Source organism: Serratia nematodiphila DZ0503SBS1, assembly GCF_000738675.1.
GTDB lineage: Bacteria > Pseudomonadota > Gammaproteobacteria > Enterobacterales > Enterobacteriaceae > Serratia > Serratia nematodiphila.
Map to the genome: position 1 here is coordinate 1,803,068 of NZ_JPUX01000001.1, position 26,155 is coordinate 1,829,222.

The following is a 26,155-nucleotide window of genomic DNA, read 5'->3' on the forward strand; positions in this document are numbered from 1 at the left end:
ACAGAGGAGTGACAACATGTCTCAGGTTGAGAACAAAGCCGGCGTCAAGCCGCAGGATCTGTCGATGGAAAACTGGGTGGAGTCGCGCATCGCCCGTTTCGAGGGCCGCAAATATGACTGGAACGCGCTGAAATTCCAGGCCGACTTCGACCCGAAATACCGCCGCGCGCAGATGCGCTACATCGGCACCGGCGCCACCGGCGTGGCCAGCGATGCCAACACCATTCCGGCAGGCAACTTCACCTTCTCCACCATGGTGCTGCCTTCGAAGTGCGAGGGCCCGCTGCACCTGCATGACGACGTGGAAGAAGTGTTCTTCATGCTGAAAGGCAGCATCACGCTGATGATTCAGGATGGCGAAGAGTATTACGAAACCAGGCTGAAAGAGCGCGATCTGATCTCGGTGCCGGCGGGGGTGTATCGCGGCCTGTTCAACCACGGCGAGGAAGAGGCGCTGATGTGCGTGATGCTCGGCACCGCCAAGCCGGAGATCCCGACCTATCCGGCGGATCACCCGCTGTCCAAAGTGAAGCGCAACTGATGAACGGCCTGGCGCAACGCCAACGGGCGCGCTGCGGGGCGTACACCCTGAGCTGGCGCGAGGCCGGGCAGGGGCGGCCGGTGGTGTTGCTGCATGGCATCAGCTCCGGATCCGCCTCGTGGATCAAGCAGTTCAACGATAACGGCCTGACGGACGGCCACCGTCTGGTGGCGTGGGATGCGCCGGGCTACGGCGGCAGCCTGCCGTTGGCGGATCCGCAGGCCGATGCCGCCGGTTATGCGGCGGCGTTGGCGGCGCTGATTGATGAGCTGCAGCTGGTGCAGCCGCTGATCGTCGGCCATTCGCTGGGGGCGCTGATCGGCAGCGCCTATGCCGCCGGTTATCCGGATGGGCTGTGCGGGCTGGTGTTGGCGGATCCGGCGCAGGGCTATGCCACGGCGCCGGAGGAAAAGCGTCGGCAGGTGTACGGCCAGCGCCAGCAGATGATAGAGACGCTGGGGCCGGTGGGCTACGGCGAGCAGCGGGCGGCGGCCTTGCTGCGTGAAGGGGCGGATCCGCAGGATATCGCCTGGGTGCGCAACGGCATGCAGCAGCTCGATCCCGACGGTTTTCTGAGTGCCGCCTGGATGCTGGCCAACGATGATATCAGCCGTTATCTAGCGCGCTATCGCGGCCCGCTGGAGGTGTGGTGCGGCGAACAGGATCGCATTACGCCACCGGAGAAGGCGGCCGAGCTGGCGGGTGAGCAGGACGCGGCGCTGCGTCTGATCGCCGCCGCGGGTCATGCCAGCTACCTCGATGCGCCGGCGTGTTTCAACCGCTATCTGCGGGACTTTACGGGAGCAATCCAACGATGAATTTTCAGCTTGAGGATCGGGTGGCGGTGGTGACCGGCGGCTCGTCGGGCATCGGTTTCGAAACCCTGAAGCTGCTGCTGGCCGAAGGGGCGAAAGTGGCGTTCTGCGGCCGCGATCCGGACAAACTGGCCGGCGCAGCAGCCAGCCTGCGCGCGGACTTCCCGCAGGCGGATATCCTGGCGCTGCGCTGTGACGTACTGGACGCGCAGCAGGTGGCGCAGTTCGCCGCTCAGGTGACGGCGCATTTCGGCGGCGTGGATCTGCTGATCAACAACGCCGGTCAGGGCTTCGTCGCCCATTTTGACCAGACGCCGCGCGAGGCCTGGCTGCATGAGGCCGAGCTGAAGCTGTTCGGCGTCATCAACCCGGTGCAGGCGTTCTTACCGGCGCTGGAACGATCGGCGATCGCGTCTATCACCTGCGTCAACTCGCTGCTGGCGCTGCAGCCGGAAGAGCACATGATCGCCACCTCGGCGGCGCGTGCCGCGCTGCTCAACATGACGCTGACGCTGTCGAAAGAGCTGGTGGGCAAAGGTATTCGCGTTAACTCGATCTTGCTGGGGATGGTGGAGTCGGGCCAGTGGCGCCGCCGTTTCGACGATCGCAGCGACAAAGATCAAAGCTGGGAGCAGTGGACGGCGGCGATCGCCGAACGCCGCGGCATCCCGATGAAACGCCTCGGCAAGCCGCAGGAGCCGGCGCAGGCGCTGTTGTTCCTCGCTTCGCCGCTGGCTTCCTTTACCACCGGCGCGGCGTTGGACGTTTCCGGCGGCTTTAACCGCCATGTGTAGCAGGGGCCGAGAAAGATGAAGAAGATCATGATGATTGGCTACGGCGCAATGGCGAAGGAAGTGATCGCCCGTCTGCCGGAAGGCGTGGAGGTTGGCTGGATCCTGGCGCGTGCAGCTCATCATGCGGCGATCGCCGAGGCCTTTGGCGGGCGGGTGCAGGCGCTGACCCATCCGGAGCAGTGTTCGCAGCGGCCGGATTTGGTGCTGGAGTGCGCCAGCCAGCAGGCGGTGGCGGAGTTTGGCGAGGCGGTGCTGCAGCGCGGTTGGCCGCTGGCTGTGATCTCGACCGGCGCGCTGGCGGACGCCGCATTGCAACAGCGGCTGCAGCAGGTTTGCCGCAGCCATCACGGGCAACTGATCGTGCTGTCCGGCGCGGTGGCGGGGATGGACGGGCTGGCGTCGGCGCGTGAAGGCGGGTTGGAGAGCGTGACCTATCAGGCCAGCAAGAGCCCGGCCAGCTGGCGCGGCAGCCCGGCGGAGCAACTGATCGACCTCGATGCGGTGCGCGAGGCGCAGGTATTTTTTGAAGGCTCGGCGCGCGAAGCGGCGCGTTTGTTCCCGGCCAATGCCAACGTGGCGGCCACTGTTGCGCTCAACGGTCTGGGTATGGACGCCACCCGGGTGCGTCTGCTGGTCGATCCCGCCACCCGGCGCAATACCCATCGCCTGCAGGTGTGCGGCGACTTTGGCGAGTTTCACATTGAGCTGAGCGGTAACCCGCTGGCGAGCAATCCCAAAACATCAACCCTGGCGGCGCTGAGCGCGGTACAAGCCTGCCGCCGTCTGGTGGACGGCGGTTTTATTGCCTGAACGGCAGGAGCGGAGCATGGAACGATTGAATATTTTTGTCGCCGGGCGCTGGCGTGAAGGGCGTGGCGAAGAGATGGCTTCGGTATTCCCGGCCGATGGCAGCGTCAACGCGCGGCTGCGCGCCGCTAACGTCGAGGACGTGAACGAGGCGGTGGAAGCGGCGGAACGCGCCTGGCGCGCGCCGGAGTGGCGCGGGCTGGTGCCGCACCAACGCGCCTCGATTCTCTACCGCGTCAGCAACCTGATCCTGGCGCAGCAGGAACAGCTGGCCGAGCTACAGACTCGCGACAACGGCAAACCGCTGGCGGAAACCCGCGGCCTGGTGGCCAGCGCGGCGGCGACCGCGCGCTATTTCGCCGCCGCCTGCGAGGTGTTGGAAGGCGAGCTGCCGACCCCGCGCAGCGCCGAGGTGATGACCCTCAGCCAGTATCAACCGATGGGAGTGATCGCCGCCATTACGCCGTGGAACTCACCGATCGCCAGCGAAATGCAGAAGGTGGCGCCGGCGCTGGCGGCGGGCAACGCGGTGGTGCTCAAACCGGCCGAAGCCACGCCGCTGATGGCGCTGAAGCTGGCCGAGCTGTTCGAACAGGCGGGGCTGCCGGCCGGGCTGCTCAGCGTGTTGCCGGGCAAAGGTTCGGTGATCGGCGAGGCGTTGGCGCGCCATCCGCTGGTGAAGAAGATTTCCTTTACCGGCGGGACCAGCACCGGGCGCCATTTGGCGCACATCGCTGCCGATAAGCTGATCCCCACCTCGCTGGAGCTGGGGGGCAAATCGCCGACCATCGTGCTGGAGGACGCCGATCTGGAACAGGCGGCGCGCGGCATCTGCTACGGCATTTTCAGCTCCGCCGGCCAGGCGTGCATCGCCGGATCGCGGCTGTTCGTACACCGTTCGCTGTATCAGCCGCTGCTGGCGCGCTTGACCGAACTGACGGCGGGGCTGCGTATCGGCAACCCGCTGGTGCCGGGCGTGCATCTTGGCCCGCTGATCAGCGCCAAACATCGGCAAAGCGTGGCGGACTACGTGGCGCTGGCGCGGCAGGAGGGCGGCCGGGTGGTCATCGGCGGCGAAGCGCCGGCCGATCCGCAACTGGCGAGCGGCAGCTATTACCTGCCGACCATTATTGAGGGCTTGAACAACGATGCCCGCGTGTGCCAGGAAGAGATCTTCGGCCCAGTGCTGGTGGCGCTGCCGTTCGACGACGAGCAACAGCTGATCGAACAGGCCAACGACTCGGTGTATGGCCTGGCGGCCGGCATCTGGAGCCGCGACTTCCCTCGCGCGATGGCGCTGGCGGAGCGGCTGGAAACCGGCACCGTCTGGGTCAATACCTACAAAACGTTCTCGATTTCCACGCCGTTCGGCGGTTTCAAGGAGAGCGGGTTGGGCCGCGAAAAGGGCCTGAACGGCATCAAGGCCTACATGCAGCAGAAAAGTGTGTATCTGGCCCTGAGCCATCAGATGAACCGCTGGAGCGACTAGGCCGACACCTCTACGCATAACCCTAATAACGATTACCTTAAGAAGGCAGATGATGAGCGATAAAATCACGGTTGGCGAGGCGATAGCCCGGACTCTGGAACAGTACGCGGTGTCGGCGATGTACGGCATCATTTCGATTCATAATCTGCCGATCGCCGATGCGGTGGGGCAGCGCGATAAAATTCGCTTCGTGCCGGCGCGCGGCGAAGCGGGGGCGGTCACCATGGCCGACGCGCACGGGCGGTTCTCCGGCCTGGGCGTGGCGTTGACCAGCACCGGCGCCGGCGCCGGCAACGCGGTGGGGGCGATGATTGAGGCGCTCAACGCCAACACGCCGCTGTTGCATATCACCGGCCAGGTAGAAAAAGCCTATCTGGATGCCGACGCCGGTTTTATTCATGAAACCCGCGATCAGCTCGGCTTCCTGCGCGCCTGCTCCAAGCGCGCTTACCGTGTCAATTCGCCGGAGCAGGCGGTGGCGGTGATCCAGCGAGCGATCCTGGATGCGCAAACCGTGCCCTGCGGCCCGGTGGCGGTCGAGATCCCGATCGATATTCAAAGCAGCCTGGTGTCCCGTTCGGTGCTGACCGAGCCGTTGGCGCCGGCGCCATTGCCGAAGGCGGACGATGCCGCGGTGGAACGGCTGCATCAGCGGCTGAAACAGGCCAAGCGTCCGCTGCTTTGGTTGGGCGGCGGCGCCTTGGCCTGCGGCGACGCGGTGCGCAAGCTGGCGGACGCCGGCGTGGCGGTGATCTCCAGCACCCACGGGCGCGGCATTCTGCCGGACAGCCATCCGCGCAGCCTGCGGGCGTTCCATAACTCACCGAGCATCGAAGCGATCCTGACGCAGTGCGATCTGACGCTGGTGGCCGGTTCGCGCCTGCGCAGTAATGAAACCCGTACCTGGACGCTGCCGCTGCCGCGCCCGCTGGTGCAGATTGACATCGATCCGGCGGCGGCCAACCGCAACTACCTGGCCGATGAGCAGATCAACGGCGACTGCGCGGCGCTGCTGGCGGCGCTGGCGGCGCGGTTGGCCCCCGGCGAAAAGGTCAACGCCGAGTGGGATGCCGAAATCGCGGGGGCGGTGCAGCAGGCGGAGAGCGCGCTGCGCCAGCAGTCCGGTGAATACGCCAAACTCAATGACGCCATCGACGCCGCACTGCCGCAGGACGGGCTGTTGGTGCGCGATATCACCGTTTCCGGCAGCGTCTGGGGCAGCCGTCTGTTCCGTGCGATCTCGCCGCTGTGCAACATTCACTCGCTGGCCGGCGCTATCGGCATGGGGCTGCCGATGGCGATCGGCACCGCGATTGCCAACCCGCAGCGCAAGGTGGTGGGGCTGGTGGGCGATGGCGGTTTGGCGCTGGGCCTGGGGGAGCTGGCGACCATGGCGCAGGAACAGGTGAACATCACTCTGCTGATCATGAACGATGGCGGTTATGGCGTAATGCGTGGCATTCAGGACAAGTATTTCGCCGGGCGCCAGTATTACAACGAGCTGCATACGCCTGCCTTTACCCAGATCGCCGAAGCGATGGGGTTGAAAGCCTGGAAGGTGGACGCGGCGTCGCAGTTCAACGGCGTGCTGGCCGAGGCGATCAATTACCCGGGGCCGTCGGTGGTCGAGGTGGACATGAAGCAGGTCGGGCCGCTGACCTTCGCCGGGCCGCCGCAGAAAACGCTGTATTGAGACGATAAAAAAACGCCCGGCGGTTGCCGGGCGTTCTCGTGGTTATTTCTCTGCCGCGATGCGATCGCGAATGTGCTGTGCGCGCGCTTGGGAAGACGGGTGATCGTCGAACATGCTGCTCTGACGACCGGCTTCCATTTGGGCCAGTTTTTCGAAGCTGGTGGCCAGGCCGTTCGGATCGATACCGCGTTTTTTCAGCAGATCGAACGAGTAATCATCCGCTTCGCTTTCCTGCTTCTGCGAGAACTGGGCGCTGACCAGCTTCTCGCCGATATCCGCCAGCTGCGACTGCGACAGCGAGCCGATGACGCCGCCGGCGGAGGACGCCGCGGTGCGCAGCGCCACGGTGCCGTAAGCCACCTGCATCGCTTTACGGGTGTGGCCCAGCGCCACGTGGCCCATTTCGTGGCCCAACACGCCTTCCACTTCGTTGTCGTTCATGATGTCCATCAGGCCGCTGTAGACGCGAATGCAGCCGTTGGCCATCGCCCAGGCGTTGACGTCTTTGGTCACGTAGACCTTGTAGTTGGCCGGGGTGCCGTTGATGTTGTCGCCCAGCGCCGCAGCGATTTTGTTGAGGCGCTTGGCATAGGTGCTGTCGGCCGGCGCGATTTGTGCCTTGCTGTCCATCTCGGCGCAGGATTTATCACTCAGGGCCTTAACGTCGTTGTTGCTCAGGGTCGCCGCCTGGAACGCCTGCGCGCCGGACTGCATCAGGGTTTCGGTATTCAGGTTTTGACAGCCGGTTGCCAGGGTGGCAATGCCCAACGCAATCAAAGAGGTACGAATTTTCATAACGCCATCTTCCTGTGAAGGTAACAAGGTAAAAGAGTCATTTTGCCTGGAGGAAATCTTGTCGCAAGAGCCTAGTGTACGCCAGCCGGAGCGAGAATAGTGTTATTCCGAAAAAGCGACCAATCGTGCTAATAAGTGGTGAACTCGCTCTCATTTGGCATTAGGGATTGCCGTTGTGATGTGGAGTCTGAGAAAATAGGGAACTTGACTGCTTTTTTTATCCGACCTGGAGTAAAACATGTCCTCTCGTAAAGAGCTTGCCAACGCTATCCGCGCACTCAGCATGGACGCCGTACAAAAAGCAAATTCCGGCCACCCGGGGGCCCCTATGGGCATGGCGGACATCGCCGAAGTCCTGTGGCGTGACTACCTCAACCACAACCCGACTAACCCGCACTGGGCTGACCGCGACCGTTTCGTGCTCTCCAACGGCCACGGCTCCATGTTGATTTACAGCCTCCTGCACCTCACCGGCTATGACCTGCCGATGCGCGAGCTGGAAAACTTCCGTCAGCTGCATTCCAAAACCCCGGGCCACCCGGAGTACGGCTACACCCCGGGCGTTGAAACCACCACCGGCCCGCTGGGCCAGGGCATCGCCAACGCCGTCGGCTTCGCCATCGCCGAACGCACCCTGGCGGCGCAGTTCAACCGCCCCGGCCATGACATTGTCGACCACCACACCTACGCCTTCATGGGCGACGGCTGCATGATGGAAGGCATCTCGCACGAAGTCTGCTCTCTGGCCGGCACCCTCAAGCTCGGCAAACTGACCGCCTTCTACGATGACAACGGCATCTCCATCGACGGCCACGTCGACGGCTGGTTCACCGACGACACCGCCCTGCGTTTCGAAGCCTACGGCTGGCACGTGGTGCGCAACGTCGACGGCCACAACCCGGACGCCATCAAGGCGGCGATTGAAGAAGCCCGCAAGGTGACCGACAAGCCGTCGCTGCTGATGTGCAAGACCGTTATCGGCTTCGGTTCGCCGAACAAGGCCGGCACCCATGACGTGCACGGCGCCGCGCTGGGCGCCGCCGAAGTGGCCGCCACCCGCGAAGCACTGGGCTGGAAATACGCCGCCTTTGAAATCCCGCAGGACATCTACGCCCAGTGGGACGCCAAAGAAGCCGGTCAGGCCAAAGAAGCGGCCTGGAACGACAAGTTCGCCGCCTACGCCAGGGCCTTCCCGGAACTGGCCGCCGAGTTCAAGCGCCGCATGAACGGCGAGCTGCCGGCCGACTGGAAAGCCGACGCCAAGGCGTTCGTGGAAAAACTGCAGGCCAACCCGGCCAACATCGCCAGCCGCAAGGCGTCGCAGAACGCGCTGGAAGCGTTCGGCAAGGTGCTGCCGGAGTTCCTGGGCGGCTCCGCCGACCTGGCGCCGAGCAACCTGACCATGTGGTCCGGCTCGAAAGCGCTGAACGTTGACCCGGCGGGCAACTACATTCATTACGGCGTGCGCGAGTTCGGCATGACCGCCATCACCAACGGCATCGCGCTGCACGGCGGCTTCCTGCCGTACTCGGCGACTTTCCTGATGTTCGTGGAATACGCCCGCAACGCGGTGCGCATGGCGGCGCTGATGAAGCTGCGCAACGTGTTCGTCTACACCCACGACTCCATCGGTCTGGGCGAAGACGGCCCGACCCACCAGCCGGTGGAGCAGTTGGCGAGCCTGCGCGTGACCCCGAACATGAGCACCTGGCGCCCGTGTGACCAGGTGGAATCGGCGGTGGCGTGGCAGTACGGCATCGAGCGTAACGACGGCCCGACCACCCTGGTGTTCTCGCGCCAGAACCTGACCCAGCAGCCGCGCACCGCAGAGCAGCTGGCGAACGTGTACCGCGGCGGCTACGTGCTGAAAGACTGCGCGGGCACGCCGGACGTTATCCTGATCGCCACCGGCTCCGAAGTGGGCATCACGGTGGAAGCGGCGGACAAACTGACCGCGGCGGGCCGCAAGGTGCGCGTGGTGTCGATGCCGTCGACCGACGCGTTCGACAAGCAGGATGCGGCGTACCGCGAGTCGGTGCTGCCGGCGGCGGTGACGGCGCGTGTGGCGGTGGAAGCGGGTATCGCGGACTACTGGTACAAGTACGTGGGGCTGAACGGCGCCATCGTGGGCATGACCACCTTCGGTGAGTCGGCGCCGGCGGAGCAGCTGTTCGCCGAGTTCGGCTTCACCGTGGACAACGTGGTGGCGAAGGCGCAGGCGCTGCTGAAGTAAGCGGCCTGGCGCCAGCCGATAAAAAAGCCGGTCATGATGACCGGCTTTTTTTATGGGCGGAAATCGCGCTTAAGACGCGGCCTTGACGCTTTCGGCGCTGCGCAACCGGTCGTAAGCGGCCGTCAGCAACAGCACCAACAGCGTAGGCTGCAGCCAGACCAGACCCTGCTCGGCCAGCGGCAGCTTATCGAACCAGGCGGGCAGCAGGCCGCTGAAGCTGGAAGCCTTCAGGCCGTCGGCGAGGCCAAACACCAGGCTGGTGGCGATCACTGGCGCAAAGACGCGCCTGGCGCTGCGCCAGCGGTTCTGGCTGAAGCTGAGCAACACCAGCGCGATGCAGGGCGGGTAGATCGCCGTCAGCACCGGCAGCGAGACGCGGATAAGATTGGCCAGCCCCATGTTGGAGACCAGCATGGCGAAGAGGGCGAGGATGACCACCAGCGTGCGGTAAGAGAGCGGCAGGTAGCGGGAGAAGAAGTCCGCGCAGGCGCAGGTCATGCCGACCGCTGTCACCAGGCAGGCGATGAACATCAGCACCGCCATAAAGACGCTGCCCAGATCGCCGAAGGTGTGCTGTACATAGGCGTGCAGGATTGCCGCGCCATCCTGAGCGCCATTCTCGATTAGGCTGCCGCTGCCGGCGCCGAGTTTGAACATGCAGATATAGACCAGCGTCAGGCCGACGCCGGCGATCAGGCTGGCCCACAGCGTATAACGCAGCAGCAACCCGCTGTCGCTGACGCCACGCGAGCGGGCGGCGGTAACGATAATCGAACCGAACATCAGCGCCGACAGCGTGTCCATGGTTTGATAACCCTGTACGAAGCCGGTGGAAAACGCCGCGGCCTGATAGCTGCCGACGGCGGAGAGCGGCGCGCCTGCGGGCCAGATCAGGGCGGCGATGCCGAGCGCGGCCAGCGCCAGAATTTTCAGCGGCGCCAGAATATGGCCGACGTTATCGAGCAACCGTCCGGGATATAGCGACACAATCATCGCCAGGGTAAAGAACAGCAGGCTGTAGATGAACTGCGGCAGGGCGCCGTCGCCGGTGAAAGGCGCAATGCCGAGGGCGAAAGAGACATTGGCGGTTCGCGGCGTGGCGAACAGCGGGCCGAGCGCCAGATAGCAGACGGTCGCCAGCAGCAGGCCGGCGGTGCGGCCGATGGGGCCGGTAAGCAGGCTGATGCTGCCGCCGACGCGCGCCAACGCGATCACGGCGATCACCGGCAGGGCGACGGCGGTCACCATAAACCCGAGGGCGGCCGGCCACAGATGTTCGCCGGACTGCAGCCCCACCAGCGGCGGGAAAATGATGTTGCCGGCGCCGACAAACAGGGCAAAGGTCATAAAGCCCAGGGCGATAATGTCTTTCGGGGATAAACTCTTGGTCATAACGGTATGGCACTGCCTGTATTCATGAAATAAACGGCCCGCCTGCAGAGGGCTGGCGCGTGGGGCAGCGAGCGCCCGCAAAAATTTTCGTCCGGCAGGATATAATAATTCGGCGACAAAAACCTGATTAATCCAGCGTTGTTTATCCTGGCGTGAACCGGCCGCACAGAGGGATCCTGGCGGCCGGCCCGGCAGCGCGTTAGCGCGCCACCATGTCTATCGACAGCGGGATTTCGATATGCGGCTTGAAAGAGTCGTATGCGAAAGAGACGTGGCCGTCTTCGACCGGTTTGCGGGTGAAAAAGATCAGCATATCGCGGGTTGAATCCTTACGTTTGTCCTGCGCTTTTACCGGAGAGAGGCTGTGTTTGCGCTCGTGGTCGACAATCAGCAGGGTGTCGAGGAAATGCCGATGCTGTATTTCGCCCAAAATCCATTCCGGCCGGGCCCGATCGAATTTGATCCCGCTGGTTTCGCGCATATCGTGAATAAAGGTCTTGGCGCTGTCGTCGGTCATGTTGTCGCAGCCGAGGAAGGTTGTCATGGTGTGGTCGACGCCGTCGCTGTGCACACCTTCCAGCGCCGGTTCGCCCAGCATCTGCGGCGTGGTGACGGTGCGCAGGTTGAACACGGTGCAGACGAACTTGTTGATCTCCTGATTAAGCCGGGGGCGCGGCGTCACGCTCACGCCATCGATCACGTAGGCTTTGAATTTCATCAGCGCCTGAAAGGCCGTATTCAACTGCAGATCGTCGTTGATGCCGCGGAAATGGCGCACCTTTCCCGAATCGTAGCGGATGAAGTCTTCCTCGACCGAGAGCACGAAAGGCTGGAACTCCAGCCGCTCAATCCGGGCGCGATCGAAGTCGAAACAGAAACGGCCGTTTCTGGACTTGCGGAAAGGCAGCGTGGGATCGTCCGCCAGATTGGCGCTGACCTGCTGCAGCCTGGCGAAATCTTCCGGCCGCGCGCCCAGCGCCAGCAGGATTGCCTGCATGGTAGCGCCGGGGATAAAGGCTGAACGGTGTTCCTGGTATGCCTTCTTAACTTCATCAAGCAGAGATAACTGTCGCATTTCTCGGTGGCCTCACGAATGATGGGGCGGTTATAAAATCTTGCTGCCGATCTCCACGTCGAAATCGGGTTTCAGCAAGACGGTGCCTTGATCCCTGGTGACCGCGGCAAGAACCAGCACTTCGGATTTAAATCCGGCAACTCGCCTGGCGGGGAAATTAACGACGGAGATGACTTTTCTGCCAAGCAGGTCATCTTCCTGATAGTTTTCGCATAATTGTGCCGAGCTGTTTTTAATGCCAATTTCCTCGCCGAAATCAATGCGCAGCTTATAGGCGGGTTTTAACGCCTTGTCGTTATATTCCACGGAAATAATTTCGCCAATACGCATATCCAGTTTCATAAAATCAGTGATTTCGGCCATGAGTCAGTCCCGTTAATTAAATGGCTTCAGAAAGGCTAGCAAAGGGGAATTATCCCGACAATGTCGCCAAGAGGGGAATATTTATACCCGATGTAGCAATTAATTTACATTGTCGTAACGTAGCGTAATTAATTATAAGCTTGATGAATTATATGAAATTGAAACTTCATTATTCACCGGTAATTATGTGCACCATCTGAACTTGGGCGTCCGCTCGGCACTGTTAAGCCCGTGTTAAATTGGTTAGTATGCCTTCATTCATCAACCGCATTCTTTCAGGTAGTGATATGGAAATAACCCCGCGTGAAAAACGCGATCGGCGAAAGGCATTTATCGCGCCGTTTTTCCTGATATTAATTTGGTCGACGGGTTTTATTGCCGCGCGGGCGGTGGCGGATCATGCCGATCCCAACCTTTTCCTGACCTTTCGCTTTTTGATCGCCGCCGCGGTATTCGCTTTGCTGGCATTGCACTGCGCCTGGCCCAAGGGGCGGCAGTTCGTGATGCACCTGCTGACCGGCATGTTGATGAATGGCGTTTATCTCGCTGCAAGCTGGTGGGCGGTAGCGAACGGCCTGGCGGCCGGGGTGATGTCGCTGATCGGCGGCTTGCAGCCGCTGTTCACCGCGCTGATTTTCGCGTTGGTGCTGCGCAAATCGATAGGATTACGCTCCTGGGCCGGGCTGGCGATCGGCTTTATCGGCGTTGCGCTGGTGCTTTCTCCCCGGCTGACCGGCATTGATGTCGGCAATATGGCGCTGTTGCCGATCCTGATGGGGTTTGGCAGCATCGTCGCGCTGACGATCGGCATCATGGTGCAGAAGTCTTCGCTGGCGGCGGCCGATCTGCGGGCGGCGGGCGCCATTCAGCACCTCGGCGCGGCGATCGTGACCGGCGCGTTGGCGGCCGTGATGGGCTCCGGCGCCTGGGACAATTCGCCGACGCTGTGGTTCTCGCTGCTGTGGTCGGCCGGCGTGTTGTCGCTGGGCGGCACCGCGCTGTTCATCTGGATGGTGCGCCACGGCGATTTGACTCGCATTACCGCGCTGATGCTGCTGGTGCCGCCGGCGGCAGCGCTGCAGGCTTATGCGCTGTTTGGCGAGGCGCTGTCGCTGGTGCAGTTGGCGGGGTTTGCCCTGACCCTGCTGGGGGTCGCCATCGTACAGCGAATTCGCCTGCTGCGGCGTTCTCGCCTGGCCGAATAGTTTGCGACTGGAAGCGCCGTAAAGCCCGCGCTGCCGGGCTTTTTATTGGCTGAAAAACGTCCAACCTCACAAAACCGAAAGATAACAAAGCAACGCCGTTGCTACGTCTCAGTTATTAACTATATGTTAATTTTTGGTTTATTAAATGTGATCAGGGGATGGATGATGATGATGAAAAAAATCAGCGCGACCGTAGCGGCAATCACCTTGCTGGGCTCCGTTTCCGCCTATGCGGCCTTCCCGGCGGGCTACCCCGCCGACTATCAGAAACTGGTCGACGGCGCGAAGAAAGAAGGCAAGGTGGTGATTTACTCGACCACCGACACCAAGGCGGCGGCGCCGTTGATCCAGGGGTTTGAGGCGTTGTATCCGGGCATCAAGGTCGAATACAACGACATGAACAGCACCGAACTGTATAACCGCTTTATCAGCGAGCAGGCGGCCGGCGGCACCAGCGGCGACGTGGTGTGGAGCTCGTCGATGGACACCATTTTGAAACTGGCGGGCGATTACGCGCAGGAATATGCCTCCCCTGAGCAGGCTCAGCTGCCGAAATGGGCGGTATGGCAAGAGAAGGTGTATGGCACCACCTACGAGCCGGTGGTGTTTATCTATAACAAACGCCTGATCCCGCAAGGCGATGTGCCGGATTCGCATGCGGCGCTGGCCAAGCTGATCGCCGGCCAGACGGACAAATTCAAGAAGAAAGTCACCACCTACGACATCGAAAAATCCGGCGTCGGCTTCATGCTGTCGGTGCAGGACTTCAAGGCCGATCCCAACTACTTCAAAACGCTGGCCGATGTGGCCAAGGGCGGGTTGGCGGTGCAATCCTCCACCGGCACCATGATGGAACGCGTTTCCTCCGGTGAAAACCTGATCGGCTTCAATATCCTCGGTTCGTACGCCGAGGCTCGCGCCAAGAGCGACCCGTCGCTCGGCATTGTCTATCCGAAAGACTATACCCTGGTGCTGTCGCGCGTGAGCTTCATCGGCAAAGAGGCCGGCAACCCTAACGCCGCCAAGCTGTGGTTCGACTACGTGCTGTCGGAGAAAGGGCAAAATATTCTCGCCAATCAGGCGGATATCCCCTCGATCCGCAACGACATCGAAGGCAAGAACGACATCGATGGTATGACCAAGCTGTTGGGTAACGCGCTCAAGCCGATCCCGGTCGATGACAGCCTGCTGGAATATCTGCAGCCGGCCAAGCGTCTCGACTACATCAAACAATGGCGCGCCGCCGCGGCGAAATAACAGGGACTGCATTCGGACGCACGCCTGTCGCACGGGCGCGCGCCCTTTGGTCGTCGTTTACAACCATAGGGAGCATTTATGCAAGCATGGCGCAGAAAGTGGCAGAGCCTGCCGCGCGGCCTGGTGGTGTTGATAACCGCGCTGGTTATCTATGTCCCCCTGTCGTTTATCATCATTCAAAGCTTCCTCTCGGCACCGTTTTTCTCTCCTTCCAAGGTCTTCAGCCTTGAGGCCTTCGAGTTCATCTTTACCGATCCGGATTTTTACAAAGCGCTGAAAAGCGGCTTTATTCTGGCACTCGGCCTGGTGATTATCGCCATCCCGCTCGGCGGTGTTTTGGCCTTCCTGATGGTGCGCACCGATCTGCCGGGGCGGCGAATCATCGAACCGCTGATTCTGGTGCCGATCTTCGTGTCGCCGATGGTACTGGGTTTCGGTTACGTGGTGGCGGCGGGGCCGGTAGGCTTCTTCTCGCTGTGGGCGGAGGCGCTGCTGGGCTTCGTGCCGTGGAATATCTACTCAATGGCCAGCATCGTGGTGATAGCCGGATTGACGCACGTGCCCCACGCCTACCTGTACATCTCCTCGGCGCTGCGCAGCGTGGGCTCCGACGTTGAAGAAGCGGCGCGCACCGCCGGCGCCACGCCGCTGCAGGTGATGACCGCCGTTAGTCTGCCGATGGTGCGGCCGTCTATCTTGTACGCCGGGGTGTTGCTGTTCTTCCTCGGGCTGGAAGTGTTCGGCCTGATGCTGGTGCTGGGCGATCCGGAAGGCAACCTGGTGCTGGCGACCTACCTGTACCAGTTGACCAACAAGCTGGGCACGCCGTCTTACCATCTGATGGCGGCGGTGGCGGTGGTGCTGATTTGCATCACTATTCCGTTGGTGATGCTGCAGCGCCGGCTGATGCGCACCGCCAACCGCTTTGTCACCGTCAAGGGCAAAGCCTCGCAGGCCCGCGCTCTGCCGCTGGGTAAATGGCGCTGGGTGGCCGGCGCGGTGGTGGTATTCTGGCTGACCGTGACCATCGGCGTGCCGCTGATCGGCGTGGTGCTGCGCGCCTTTATCTCCAACTGGGGCGTGGGCGTGTCAGTCTGGGACGAACTGTCGATCAACACCTTTCGCACCATCTGGGCGCAGCCCAACCTGCTGCGCGCCATCGTCAACTCGATGGCGATCGGGGTGATCGGCGGGGCGCTGGCGGTGGCGTGCTACCTGTTTATCGGCATCGCCATGCACCGCAAGCCGGATGGCGCCACGCGCTTCCTCGACTACAGCGTGCTGGTGCCGCGCGCGGTGCCGGGGCTGCTGGCCGGTCTGGCATTCCTGTGGGTGTTCCTGTTCCTGCCGATGTGGCTGGACAAATCGCTCAAGGAAGGCTGGCTGTCGGCGTTGCCGATGGCCGAGTGGCTGCGTGCTAACTGGATTGTCTGGCTGCGTTCGCTGCGCAGCACCATCTTCAGCGTCTGGCTGGCCTACACCGTGGTGTGGATGGCCTACGGCCTGCGGCTGATCTCTTCCACGTTGCTGCAGGTGGGGCCGGAGCTGGAAGAGGCGGCGCGTAGCGCCGGCGCCAGCCGCGGCCAGATCACCCGCCACGTCACCATTCCGCTGTCGCGCTATGGTCTGATCGGCTCCTGGTTGCTGATGTTCCTGATTTTTGAACGCGAATATTCCACCGGGGTGTACCTGCTGTCTCCGGGCACGGAAACCATCGGCTCGATGCTGGTTTCTCTGTGGGCCGCGGGCGCTATCGATATCGTCGCCGCGCTGTCGTTCATCAATATTCTGCTGGTGGTGCTGGGGCTGGGGATCGCCTTGCGCTTTGGAGTGAAATTACATGATTGAACTTTCGGTAGAGAATCTGCATTTGACCTATGGCGACAACCCGGTGCTGAAAGGGGTGTCGATGGATCTAAAACGGGGCGAAGTGGTCTCGCTGCTGGGCCCGTCGGGCAGTGGCAAAACCACGCTGCTGCGGGCGGTGGCCGGGCTGGAGAAACCGAGCCAGGGGCGGATCGTCATCGGCAATAACCCCGTGTACAACGGCAGCGCGCGCAGCGAAATTCCCGCCGAAGAGCGCAATCTGGGGCTGGTGTTTCAGTCCTATGCCCTGTGGCCGCATAAAACGGTGTTTGAAAACGTCGCTTACCCGCTGAAGCTGCGTAAGACCGGCTCGGCGGAAATCGCCCAGCGAGTGCAGGCGGTACTGGATCAGCTCGGGTTGGGGCATCTGGCCAAGCGGCACCCGCACCAGCTTTCCGGCGGCCAGCAGCAGCGCGTGGCGATCGGGCGTGCGCTGGTCTACAACCCGTCGGTGATCCTGCTGGATGAGCCGCTGTCCAACCTCGATGCCAAGCTGCGTGAAGAGGCGCGGGTATTCCTGCGCGAGCTGATCATCAAGCTCGGTCTGTCGGCGCTGATGGTGACCCACGATCAGAACGAGGCGATGGCCATTTCCGATCGCATCCTGCTGCTCAATAACGGCAAAATCGAACAGCAGGGCACGCCGCAGGAGATGTACGGCTCGCCCACCACGCTGTTCACCGCCGAGTTCATGGGCAGCAACAACCGCTTGCCGGGCAAGATCGTGGCGCTGGAAGGCGACCGGGCGCGTATCGAAGGCAAGGATTGGGCGCTGTGGGGCAAAGCGGGCGCCGGCGTGCAGGTCGGGCAGGAGGGCACGGCGGTGATCCGCGTGGAGCGCGTGCAGTTGGGCGAAGATCCGCAGGGCAACCAGCTTGAGCTGCCGTTGCTGACCAGCATGTATCTCGGCGATCGCTGGGAATACCTGTTCCGCACCGTGGCCGAAGACTTCGTGGTGCGCGCCTATGGCCACGAGGCGCGCGATCGGGCGCTGTGCCAGCTCTCCCTGCCGGCCGAGCATCTGTGGATATTCCCGAAAGCCTAACCAGGACGCCCGCCGATGCGGGCGTTTCGTTTACAGAGTTAAACCGCTAGCGGTATACGTTTCCCGGCTGGCAACGTCGGCGAAAGTGCGGGTGACGGTCGAATTTTTGCGCGACTATTTTCGTGAGCACTACGGCGAAACGGGGCCGGCGAGCGAAAATCCGTCGCGGTCTTGAGGCCAAAAATGTGCGCCAGATCATCTTATGCTCGTAAAACTCCCCTCCGTTACCTGAGGAACTGTTGCACCTGTTCCTTTTGCCAAAACTTTGGTTTATGCTCAGCTGAAGCGTTTCAGTTGAAGCACTCTTCAACTGAAATGCCGATGTGACGGCGGTGAAAAACCGCTGAAGCGCGGGAATAATGCAAACTCGGCGATTCACAGCGGGCGGTGCGATCCACTACTCTATGCGGGTTAGTGAGACAACCAGTCAGCGCCGACCGGTGCCGGTGAGCCAACCCGGCGTGGACGGCCCTTTTTCAGGAGCAGCATGACCATCCGCATAGCGATAAACGGCTTTGGCCGCATCGGCCGCAGCGTATTGCGCGCACTGTACGAATCGGGACGACGGGCGGAAATCTCCGTGGTGGCGATCAACGAGCTGGCGAACGCCGAGGGCATGGCCCATCTGCTGAAGTACGACTCCAGCCACGGCCGCTTCGCCTGGGATGTGCGGCAGGAGTGCGACACGCTGAGCGTCGGGGACGACGCGATTCGCCTGTTGCATCAGCCGGCGGTGGAGCAGTTGCCCTGGGGCGAACTGGGCGTCGACGTGGTGCTGGACTGCAGCGGCGTGTACGGCAGCCGGGCGGATGGCGAAGCCCATCTGGCGGCGGGGGCGAAGAAAGTGCTGTTCGCCCACCCGGGCGGCAACGATCTGGACGCCACCATCGTGTTCGGCGTCAACCATCAGACGCTGCTGGCGGAACATCGCATCGTGTCCAACGCCTCGTGCACCACCAACTGCATTATTCCGGTGATCAAGCTGCTGGACGACGCCTACAGCATCGAGTCCGGCACCGTGACCACCATTCACTCGGCGATGAACGATCAGCCGGTGATCGACGCGTATCACGCGGATTTGCGGCGCACCCGCGCGGCGAGCCAGTCGATCATTCCGGTCGATACCAAGCTGGCCGCGGGCATCACCCGCATCTTCCCGCAGTTTTGCGACCGCTTCGAGGCGATCTCGGTGCGCGTGCCGACCATTAACGTGACGGCTATCGATCTGAGCGTCAGCGTGAGCGCCGCGGTGAAGGTGGCGGAGGTCAACCAGCTGTTGCAAAAGGCCGCACGGGAATCATTTCGTGGTATAGTTGACTACACGGAATTACCATTGGTCTCGATCGATTTTAACCATGACCCGCACAGCGCTATCGTCGACGGTACGCAGACCCGGGTCAGCGGGCAGCACCTGATAAAGACCTTGGTCTGGTGCGACAATGAATGGGGCTTTGCCAATCGGATGTTGGATACAACACGGGCAATGGCCGCCAGCGGTTTCTAGTACGGCGGCGCCGGCGTGATTGGCGCGCTGCTCAGGCAATTTTATAGAGATTCAATAAAGAGGGTTCACCATGTCTGTAATTAAGATGACCGATCTGGATCTGGCGGGTAAACGCGTACTGATCCGCTCCGATCTGAACGTGCCGGTAAAAGACGGTAAAGTGACTTCCGACGCGCGTATCCGCGCTTCCCTGCCGACTATCGAAGCTGCGCTGAAGCAAGGCGCCCGCGTGATGGTAACCTCCCACCTGGGTCGTCCTACCGAAGGCGAGTACAACGAAGAATTCTCCCTGCTGCCTGTGGTCAACTACCTGAAAGACCACCTGAAATCCCCAGTGCGTCTGGCGAAGGATTATCTGGATGGCGTCGACGTTGCCGAAGGCGAACTGGTGGTGCTGGAAAACGTCCGCTTCAACAAGGGCGAGAAGAAAGACGACGAAACCCTGTCCAAGAAATACGCGGCGCTGTGCGACGTGTACGTGATGGATGCATTCGGCACCGCGCACCGCGCGCAGGCTTCCACCCACGGCGTGGGCAAGTTCGCGCCTGTCGCCTGTGCCGGCCCGCTGCTGTCCGCCGAACTGGAAGCGCTGGGCAAAGCGCTGGGCAACCCGGCCCGTCCGATGGTCGCCATCGTGGGCGGTTCTAAAGTCTCCACCAAACTGACCGTGCTGGATTCCCTGTCCAAAATCGCCGATCAGCTGATCGTCGGCGGCGGCATCGCCAACACCTTCGTGGCGGCGCAGGGCAACAACGTGGGCCAGTCCCTGTACGAACCTGACCTGATCCCGAACGCGCAGAAACTGCTGGAAACCTGCGACATTCCGGTGCCGACCGACGTGCGCGTAGCGACCGAGTTCTCCGAAACCGCAACCGCAACCGTGAAGCCGGCGAGCGAGATCCAGGACAACGAGCAAATTCTGGATATGGGCGACGTCTCTGCCGAGCGTCTGGCCGTTATCCTGAAGAACGCCAAGACCATTCTGTGGAATGGCCCGGTTGGCGTATTCGAGTTCCCTAACTTCCGTAAGGGCACCGAAATTGTCGCCCGCGCGATCGCCGATAGCGACGCTTTCTCTATCGCTGGCGGCGGCGACACTCTGGCAGCCATCGATCTGTTCGGTATCGCTGACAAAATTTCCTACATCTCCACCGGCGGTGGCGCATTCCTGGAATTCGTTGAAGGGAAACCGCTGCCTGCAGTCGTGATGCTGGAAGAGCGCGCTAAGCAGTAATTCAGACAACGGGAGGCGAAAGCCGCCCGTTTGTTTTATACCGCGCGGCTAACGCTGCGCGGCGTGAAAACATCGATTTACATCCATCTACGGCCGACGAAACAGGACAAAGTAACATGTCTAAAATTTTTGATTTCGTAAAACCGGGTGTCATCACGGGTGATGACGTTCAGAAAGTCTTCGCAGTTGCTAAAGAGAACAACTTTGCGCTGCCAGCGGTAAACTGCGTGGGTACCGACTCCATCAACGCAGTGCTGGAAGCTGCGGCTAAAGTGCGCGCGCCGGTCATCGTTCAGTTCTCCAACGGCGGCGCCGCGTTTATCGCCGGCAAAGGCGTGAAGACCGATGTGCCTCAGGGCGCAGCGATTCTGGGCGCTATCTCCGGCGCACACCACGTTCACCAGATGGCTGAACACTACGGCGTGCCGGTGATCCTGCACACCGACCACTGCGCGAAGAAACTGCTGCCATGGCTGGACGGCCTGCTGGACGCCGGCGAGAAGCACTTCGCCGCTACCGGCAAACCGCTGTTCTCTTCCCACATGATCGATCTGTCTGAAGAATCTCTGGAAGAAAACATCGAGATCTGCAGCGCCTACCTGAAGCGCATGGCCAAAATCGGCATGACGCTGGAAATCGAACTGGGCTGCACCGGCGGTGAAGAAGATGGCGTGGACAACAGCCATATGGACGCTTCCGCGCTGTACACCCAGCCGGAAGACGTGGCTTACGCGTACGAAAAACTGAACGCCATCAGCCCGCGCTTCACCATCGCAGCCTCGTTCGGTAACGTGCACGGCGTGTACAAGCCAGGTAACGTTAAGCTGACTCCGACCATCCTGCGCGATTCTCAGAAATACGTTTCCGAGAAATTCAACCTGCCGCATAACAGCCTGAACTTCGTGTTCCACGGCGGTTCCGGTTCCAGCGATGCGGAAATCAAAGAGTCCGTCAGCTACGGCGTGATCAAGATGAACATTGACACCGACACCCAATGGGCGACCTGGGACGGCATCCTGCAGTACTACAAAGCGAACGAAGCTTACCTGCAGGGCCAGCTGGGCAACCCGAAAGGCGCCGATCAGCCGAACAAGAAATACTACGATCCACGCGTCTGGCTGCGCGCAGCGCAAACCAGCATGGTGACGCGTCTGGAGCAGGCCTTCAAAGATCTGAACGCGGTAGACGTTCTGTAATCTTCGGCACCTGTTGCACGATGCAAAAGGCTCCCTGCGGGGAGCCTTGTTGTTTATGACAAGCCTGATGGCGTTGCCTGGCTTGCCGTTGGCAAAATATAAAAAATAAGGAAAATCAATTTATTGATTTTCGGCTGATGATCACAAAGGAGGAAAAACCACGTTTTTTCCTCCTTTGTTTGTGATTAAAAGGCTCCCTGCGGGGAGCCTTTTTCGTTTTCAGCTCAGCAAGCCGGCACCCACGTTGATGGACAGGCCCAGGATCAGCATGTTGAACACGAACGAAATAACCGACTGCACGAGCGCGATTTTACGCACCTCCGCGGCGCCGACCGCCACGTCGGCGGTTTGCGACGCGACCGCGATGGTGAAGGAGAAGTAGGCGAAGTCCAGATAGGTCGGCTCGGTGAGATTGCCGGGAAACAGCAGCGGCAAAGGATCCTGTTGTGCGCCCTGACGATAAAACTGATGAGCATAGTGCATGGTGAAGGCGGTCGGCAGCAGCAGCCAGGAGACTGCCAGCGTGGCGCCGGTTAGTGCCAGATGCAGGGTTTTCAGCGAGTCGCTGGCCTGTTTGGCGCTGCTCAATTCGAACAGGATCGCCAGAATGCTCACCAGACAACCGAAACTGACCAGCGCCAACACCGTGCTGGCGCTTTCATCCTGTCGCCGAGCGATCTGGCGAATGTGCTGCGGCGTGCTGACCAGCATCAGCCGCCAGAGAAACAGCAGATAGAGCCAGGCCAGTGTATTCCAGCCGATCATCAGGCGCTGCAGCAACGAGAGCTGGGCCGGCAGCAGCAAAAAGCACAGCAGCCCGGCGCCGACGGAAAACAGCAGCCTGGGTCGCACTTGCCAATAGTGTTTGAGCGAAGAGCGAATGTGCATGAAGAACGGATCCCTTGTCGTGAAATGGCCAACGCGCTGTTTTCAGCATAGAAGACGCGGCGGGCGGTTTCGGCTATTTTTAACGCTGACGGTTGGCATGAGCCTTTAATGTTGGTTACCCTTAGGCGGTGGTTTCCTACTGGCTGCCGAAGCCAGTGTATTTTTGCGAGTTTCTCCCGTTAGGGACTGAGTTAGGACGACACGAATGAAAGATTTGAATGTAGTAGACGGCATCAACGGTGCCGGCGACTGGTTGGTGAAGAACCAGGATCTGTTGATCCAGTATGCGGTGAATATCGTCGCCGCCATCGTTATCCTGATCATCGGTTCGATCGTGGCCCGCGTGGTCGGTAATGCGCTGAACCGCGTGATGAAACTGCGCGGCATCGACGCCACGGTGGCGGACTTCCTGTCGGCGATCGTACGTTACGGCGTGCTGGCGTTCACCTTCATCGCGGTGCTGGGGCGCGTCGGCGTGCAGACCACCTCGGTGATCGCCGTGCTGGGTGCCGCCGGTTTGGCCGTCGGCCTGGCGCTGCAAGGCTCGCTGTCCAACTTCGCCGCCGGCGTGCTGCTGGTGATCTTCCGCCCGCTTCGCGTGGGTGAGTATGTCGATCTGGGCGGCGTGGCCGGTACCGTCGATCAGGTGCAGATTTTCTCCACCACCCTGCGTACCGCAGACAACAAAACCATCGTGGTGCCGAACGGTAAAATCATCGCCGGCAACATCATCAACTACTCCCGCGAACCGAACCGCCGCGTGGACATCGTGGTAGGCGTGGCCTACAACGCCGATATCGATGTGGTGAAGAAGGTGTTGGGCGACGTGATCGCCGCCGACAAGCGCATCATGCACGCCAAAGGCGTGACCGTGCGTCTGAACGAGATGGCGCCGTCCTCTCTGAACTTCGTGACCCGTTCCTGGACCACTAACGCGGAATACTGGAATGTGTACTTCGATCTGATGGAAAACTTCAAGCGCGCGCTGGATGCCCACAACATCGGCATTCCGTTCCCGCAAATGGACGTGCACCTGTATCGCACCGAAGACGCTTCCGCCAAGGCGGAATAACAGAGAAGGGGGCCTTGACCCCCTTTTTTATTGTCATTTTCCCCGTATTAGCCAGACAGCCACTCAATCTGTCTCCACTGTATCGATATTGGCGCCAAGCCGATATGCGCCTTCGGAAATTGCGGCCTATGACAAATAGATGTGGGCGTAATAACGAGAAGCTCAATAAGTCGCGATAAAAACGACTTTTCGTTGTTACTGTTTCCTCCTCTGATACCATAGCTTTCTTGTGGATTGTCGATAGGAAAGGGATGAAATGAAAAGGGCTGTTATTGCCGCATTATTGAGCGTATTGATCTCTGGATGCGGGCCAAAAGCATTGTCGCCTGAACAAATACAGCAAGTAGCCGATTTAAAGTCAGAGCTGGTGAGTACGGATGCCGAGATTGAAAACGCAGCTAAACAGCAGGACACGTTAAACGGCGGCTTGATTAAATCTCTGGTGATGGCGCGACTGGAAATTCTGAAAACGAACAAGGCGCTTATTCAGCAACGAATCAATGCGATCGAGTCTGGATCAAAGGTTGAGATTGTCACGAACCAGACCGCGCCAGATCTGAAGCTGGCGGAAAAACTCACCGCTGAGTTGACAATGCTGACTCGGGAAATATCGACCGCTAAACAAGAGGCCGCACAATACGATGGTGGTCTGGTGGGGGCGATAAAAAAGGCAACGATAGCCACTCAAGAGCAAAGTCTGGCGATGTTGCAGCAAAAATTGCTGTCGGCGAAATATGGCCTGGCCGTCCCGACGATAGCCGATCATGCAACATCAACCGCTTCAAAATCCAATCAGCAGGAAGAACCGGTGGCGAAAGACGCGTTGCTTCCGCCCGGCATTGGGCCGTTTGGCCTGCAAATGGGGTTAACGAAAAAGAACGTCGAGGACATGACAGGTGTTACCTTAACGGCAATACCGAATCGTCTTAATATTTATACTACGGAGGTCGTCCCCAAAACGTATTACGCCTTTGAAACCTACATTTTGCTCATCTCTCCCAAGGTTGGTTTATGCCGAATTCGCGCGCTTAGCGGTGATATCAATACAGACAGTTATGGGGTGGCGTTAAAGTCCAAGGTGAAGGACATTGCTGAATCATTGACCGCTAATTATGGCAAAGGAAAAGCCACTGATGTGCTGCTGCCGGGGTCGTTATGGAAAGAACCTGGTGATTGGATGATAGGGCTGCTTAAAAAAGAACGCTATTTCGGTTTTGACTGGGAAGAGAAAAAAGATAAACCGTTCAAGAACGATTTGCAGGGGATTATGCTTGAAACGACCGCCGTCAATAGTGGGGTTGGGAGCGTTTATCTGCAATATGATTTTAAAAATGTCGATGAGTGCATAAAGGAAGCCAATGACAAGGAAAACAGTGCGCTATAGCGGCAAGCGCTTTTGAAAAATAACCGATAGGTTAAGGGTTTTTCATGAGAGGCCGAAACGCCATCGATGGCGTTTCGGCCTTTTCTTTTCAGGGCGGTCAGATGTCCGCTGCTGGCTCCGTGAGCGGCGCGCGGCGGCGCAGGCTGAGGCGATAAAGCAGGAAGATGGCGACGGCGCCCAGCAGCGCCGGCAGCGCCAGCCAGAGGAAGAACACTTCCGGCGAACCGGCGGCGGTCATCATCCAGGCGCCGAGCATCGAGCCGACGATCGAGCCGAAGCGGCCATTGGCCATGGCCCAGCTGACGCCGGTCACGCGGGCTGCGGTCGGGTAAAGGGTGGCAGAAACCAGATTCAGGCCGTTTTGCGCGCCGGCCACGCCGAAGCCGATCAGGAACACGACGGCGGCCAGCGTGTATGCGTCGCCCATCAGGTAACCGGTAGCGCCGATCACCAGCGCGGCGCCCAGGTAGGAGAAGGCCAGCACGCGATAGGGCCCGACCCGATCCATCAGCAGCGCCATCAGGATGGCGCCCAGGGTGCCGCCGAGCGGCACCATCGCGCCGATGCGCGAGGCGTGGGCGATATCGAAACCGGCGTCTTTGAGGATCGTCGGCAGCCAACTGGTGAGCAGGTAGAACACGAACAGCGAACAGAAGAATGCCGCCCACAGCAGCAGGGTGCGCACGGCGCGCCCTTCGATAAACAGGTGCGAGATCGGCGACCTGGCCTGCGCCGGGCGCTCGTCATCGACAATGGATCCCCCCGTCCAACGCTGGCCGGTGATACGCTCGACCACCCGGCGCAGCCGATCGGCATGTTTGGCGCTGGCGGCCATAAAGCGCACCGACTCGGGCATCTGCCAGGCCAACAGCGGCAGCAGCGCCAACGGTGCAATGCCGCCGACCAGCAGCAGGCCGCGCCAGCCGAACGCCGGGATGATCTGCCCGGCCAGCAGGCCGCCCAGGGCCAGCCCGGCGGTAAAGCCGCTCCAGCTCAGGGTGACCATCAGCATGCGCCGGCGCGCCGGTGAGTACTCAGAGCTGAGGGTGATGCAGGTCGGTATCGCGCCCCCGAGGCCAATGCCGGTGATAAAGCGCAGCAGGGTCAGGGATTCGATCGAATGCGCATAGGCTGAAGCCAGGGTGCAGCCGCCAAACACCAGCACCGCGACGAGCAGCACGCGCTTGCGGCCGATAGCGTCGGCGAGCGGCCCGAACAGCAGGCTGCCGATCAGCAGACCGAACAATCCCGCACCGAAGGCGGGGGAGAGCTGCGCTGGCTGCAGGCCCCACTCTTCGCGCAGCGCCGGGGCGATATAGCCGATGATGGCGGTATCGAACCCGTCCAGCAGGGCGATGAGGAAACATAAGGTCAGGATCAGGATTTGATAAGGCGAGATCCTGGCGCGATCGATGATTTCGCTGATGCGAGCGGTATCTGGGCTCATGAGGGTTCCACTGTTATTAAGCTGTTGTGGGCTGGCTGAGGGGCCGTTCAGGCCGCTGTG

General features: G+C 60.9%; 22 protein-coding genes and 1 pseudogene. 17 read left to right on the forward strand and 6 right to left on the reverse strand.

What is annotated here, in order from left to right; genetic code table 11:
• The first annotated feature begins 16 nt into the window (after nucleotides 1-16).
• Genes JL05_RS08250 through JL05_RS08275 form a run of 6 tightly spaced genes read left to right on the forward strand, consistent with a single transcriptional unit; the run spans nucleotide 17 to nucleotide 6,139 of the window.
• On the forward strand, nucleotides 17-541 hold the full coding sequence (locus JL05_RS08250; protein WP_004937634.1) for a cupin domain-containing protein: 525 nt from the start codon (nucleotides 17-19) through the stop codon (nucleotides 539-541).
• On the forward strand, nucleotides 541-1,359 hold the full coding sequence (locus tag JL05_RS08255; protein WP_033632124.1) for an alpha/beta fold hydrolase: 819 nt from the start codon (nucleotides 541-543) through the stop codon (nucleotides 1,357-1,359). The genes JL05_RS08250 and JL05_RS08255 overlap by 1 nt, the downstream gene beginning before the upstream one ends.
• Nucleotides 1,356-2,150, forward strand: a complete 795-nt coding sequence (locus JL05_RS08260; RefSeq protein WP_004937639.1) for an SDR family oxidoreductase — start codon at nucleotides 1,356-1,358, stop codon at nucleotides 2,148-2,150. Before JL05_RS08255 ends, JL05_RS08260 begins: the two co-directional genes overlap by 4 nt.
• Before the next feature lie 15 nt (nucleotides 2,151-2,165).
• A complete protein-coding gene (locus JL05_RS08265) occupies nucleotides 2,166-2,960 on the forward strand; it encodes an aspartate dehydrogenase (RefSeq protein WP_033632125.1) in 795 nt (264 codons plus the stop codon).
• 16 nt (nucleotides 2,961-2,976) lie between these two features.
• Complete coding sequence (locus tag JL05_RS08270; protein WP_033632126.1) at nucleotides 2,977-4,446, forward strand: aldehyde dehydrogenase; 1,470 nt, start codon at nucleotides 2,977-2,979, stop codon at nucleotides 4,444-4,446.
• 52 nt (nucleotides 4,447-4,498) lie between these two features.
• Nucleotides 4,499-6,139 carry a thiamine pyrophosphate-binding protein gene (locus JL05_RS08275; RefSeq protein WP_021504733.1) on the forward strand — a complete coding sequence of 547 codons (1,641 nt, stop codon included), beginning with the start codon at nucleotides 4,499-4,501 and terminating at the stop codon, nucleotides 6,137-6,139.
• A gap of 42 nt (nucleotides 6,140-6,181) precedes the next feature.
• On the opposite strand, the gene loiP is transcribed toward JL05_RS08275, so the two are convergent.
• The gene (loiP, locus tag JL05_RS08280) at nucleotides 6,182-6,934 is read right to left on the reverse strand and encodes a metalloprotease LoiP (RefSeq protein ID WP_004937650.1); all 753 of its coding nucleotides are present in this window, start codon (nucleotides 6,932-6,934) and stop codon (nucleotides 6,182-6,184) included.
• Between the two features lie 238 nt (nucleotides 6,935-7,172).
• Between loiP and tkt the strand changes: the two genes are divergently transcribed.
• Nucleotides 7,173-9,167, forward strand: a complete 1,995-nt coding sequence (gene tkt / locus JL05_RS08285; protein ID WP_033632127.1) for a transketolase — start codon at nucleotides 7,173-7,175, stop codon at nucleotides 9,165-9,167.
• Nucleotides 9,168-9,236: 69 nt separating this feature from the next.
• Here tkt and brnQ read toward each other — a convergent pair whose 3' ends face one another.
• The 3 genes from brnQ to JL05_RS08300 all read right to left on the reverse strand — a co-directional run bounded on the left by brnQ (nucleotide 9,237) and on the right by JL05_RS08300 (nucleotide 11,997).
• Nucleotides 9,237-10,559 carry a branched-chain amino acid transport system II carrier protein gene (gene brnQ / locus JL05_RS08290; protein ID WP_033632128.1) on the reverse strand — a complete coding sequence of 441 codons (1,323 nt, stop codon included), beginning with the start codon at nucleotides 10,557-10,559 and terminating at the stop codon, nucleotides 9,237-9,239.
• A gap of 199 nt (nucleotides 10,560-10,758) precedes the next feature.
• Nucleotides 10,759-11,634: a 2OG-Fe dioxygenase family protein gene (locus tag JL05_RS08295; RefSeq protein WP_033632129.1), complete on the reverse strand. Its 876-nt coding sequence runs from the start codon at nucleotides 11,632-11,634 to the stop codon at nucleotides 10,759-10,761.
• Nucleotides 11,635-11,664: 30 nt separating this feature from the next.
• Entirely contained in the window at nucleotides 11,665-11,997 is a 333-nt protein-coding gene (locus tag JL05_RS08300) for a tRNA-binding protein (RefSeq protein WP_004931561.1), read from the reverse strand.
• A 287-nt stretch (nucleotides 11,998-12,284) separates the two neighbouring features.
• On the opposite strand from JL05_RS08300, the gene JL05_RS08305 reads away from it, so the two are divergent.
• The 8 genes and pseudogenes from JL05_RS08305 to fbaA all read left to right on the forward strand — a co-directional run bounded on the left by JL05_RS08305 (nucleotide 12,285) and on the right by fbaA (nucleotide 21,304).
• A complete protein-coding gene (locus JL05_RS08305; protein WP_004931563.1) occupies nucleotides 12,285-13,202 on the forward strand; it encodes a DMT family transporter in 918 nt (305 codons plus the stop codon).
• A gap of 168 nt (nucleotides 13,203-13,370) precedes the next feature.
• Entirely contained in the window at nucleotides 13,371-14,459 is a 1,089-nt protein-coding gene (locus JL05_RS08310; RefSeq protein ID WP_033633583.1) for an ABC transporter substrate-binding protein, read from the forward strand.
• A 78-nt stretch (nucleotides 14,460-14,537) separates the two neighbouring features.
• Nucleotides 14,538-16,307, forward strand: coding sequence for an ABC transporter permease (locus tag JL05_RS08315; RefSeq protein WP_033632130.1), 1,770 nt, complete (start codon nucleotides 14,538-14,540; stop codon nucleotides 16,305-16,307).
• Nucleotides 16,300-17,370, forward strand: a complete 1,071-nt coding sequence (locus tag JL05_RS08320; RefSeq protein WP_033632131.1) for an ABC transporter ATP-binding protein — start codon at nucleotides 16,300-16,302, stop codon at nucleotides 17,368-17,370. The genes JL05_RS08315 and JL05_RS08320 overlap by 8 nt, the downstream gene beginning before the upstream one ends.
• Before the next feature lie 49 nt (nucleotides 17,371-17,419).
• Nucleotides 17,420-17,545, forward strand: a pseudogene (locus tag JL05_RS25735) (LysR family transcriptional regulator); the annotation flags it as partial.
• Between the two features lie 312 nt (nucleotides 17,546-17,857).
• A complete protein-coding gene (gene epd, locus JL05_RS08325) occupies nucleotides 17,858-18,874 on the forward strand; it encodes an erythrose-4-phosphate dehydrogenase (RefSeq protein WP_004931582.1) in 1,017 nt (338 codons plus the stop codon).
• A 70-nt stretch (nucleotides 18,875-18,944) separates the two neighbouring features.
• Entirely contained in the window at nucleotides 18,945-20,108 is a 1,164-nt protein-coding gene (gene pgk, locus JL05_RS08330) for a phosphoglycerate kinase (protein WP_015378994.1), read from the forward strand.
• A gap of 116 nt (nucleotides 20,109-20,224) precedes the next feature.
• The gene (gene fbaA, locus JL05_RS08335; protein WP_004931586.1) at nucleotides 20,225-21,304 is read left to right on the forward strand and encodes a class II fructose-bisphosphate aldolase; all 1,080 of its coding nucleotides are present in this window, start codon (nucleotides 20,225-20,227) and stop codon (nucleotides 21,302-21,304) included.
• A gap of 219 nt (nucleotides 21,305-21,523) precedes the next feature.
• On the opposite strand, the gene JL05_RS08340 is transcribed toward fbaA, so the two are convergent.
• The gene (locus JL05_RS08340) at nucleotides 21,524-22,192 is read right to left on the reverse strand and encodes a DUF1345 domain-containing protein (RefSeq protein WP_033632132.1); all 669 of its coding nucleotides are present in this window, start codon (nucleotides 22,190-22,192) and stop codon (nucleotides 21,524-21,526) included.
• A 205-nt stretch (nucleotides 22,193-22,397) separates the two neighbouring features.
• Here JL05_RS08340 and mscS point away from each other — a divergent pair, with 205 nt between their 5' ends.
• Both mscS and JL05_RS08350 read left to right on the forward strand, forming a co-directional pair.
• Nucleotides 22,398-23,264: a small-conductance mechanosensitive channel MscS gene (mscS, locus tag JL05_RS08345; protein WP_015378992.1), complete on the forward strand. Its 867-nt coding sequence runs from the start codon at nucleotides 22,398-22,400 to the stop codon at nucleotides 23,262-23,264.
• Nucleotides 23,265-23,520: 256 nt separating this feature from the next.
• Entirely contained in the window at nucleotides 23,521-24,648 is a 1,128-nt protein-coding gene (locus JL05_RS08350; RefSeq protein WP_033632133.1) for a hypothetical protein, read from the forward strand.
• 97 nt (nucleotides 24,649-24,745) lie between these two features.
• Here the strand turns inward: JL05_RS08350 and JL05_RS08355 are convergent, their stop codons facing one another.
• On the reverse strand, nucleotides 24,746-26,095 hold the full coding sequence (locus tag JL05_RS08355) for an MFS transporter (protein ID WP_033632134.1): 1,350 nt from the start codon (nucleotides 26,093-26,095) through the stop codon (nucleotides 24,746-24,748).
• Between the last annotated feature and the right edge of the window lie 60 nt (nucleotides 26,096-26,155).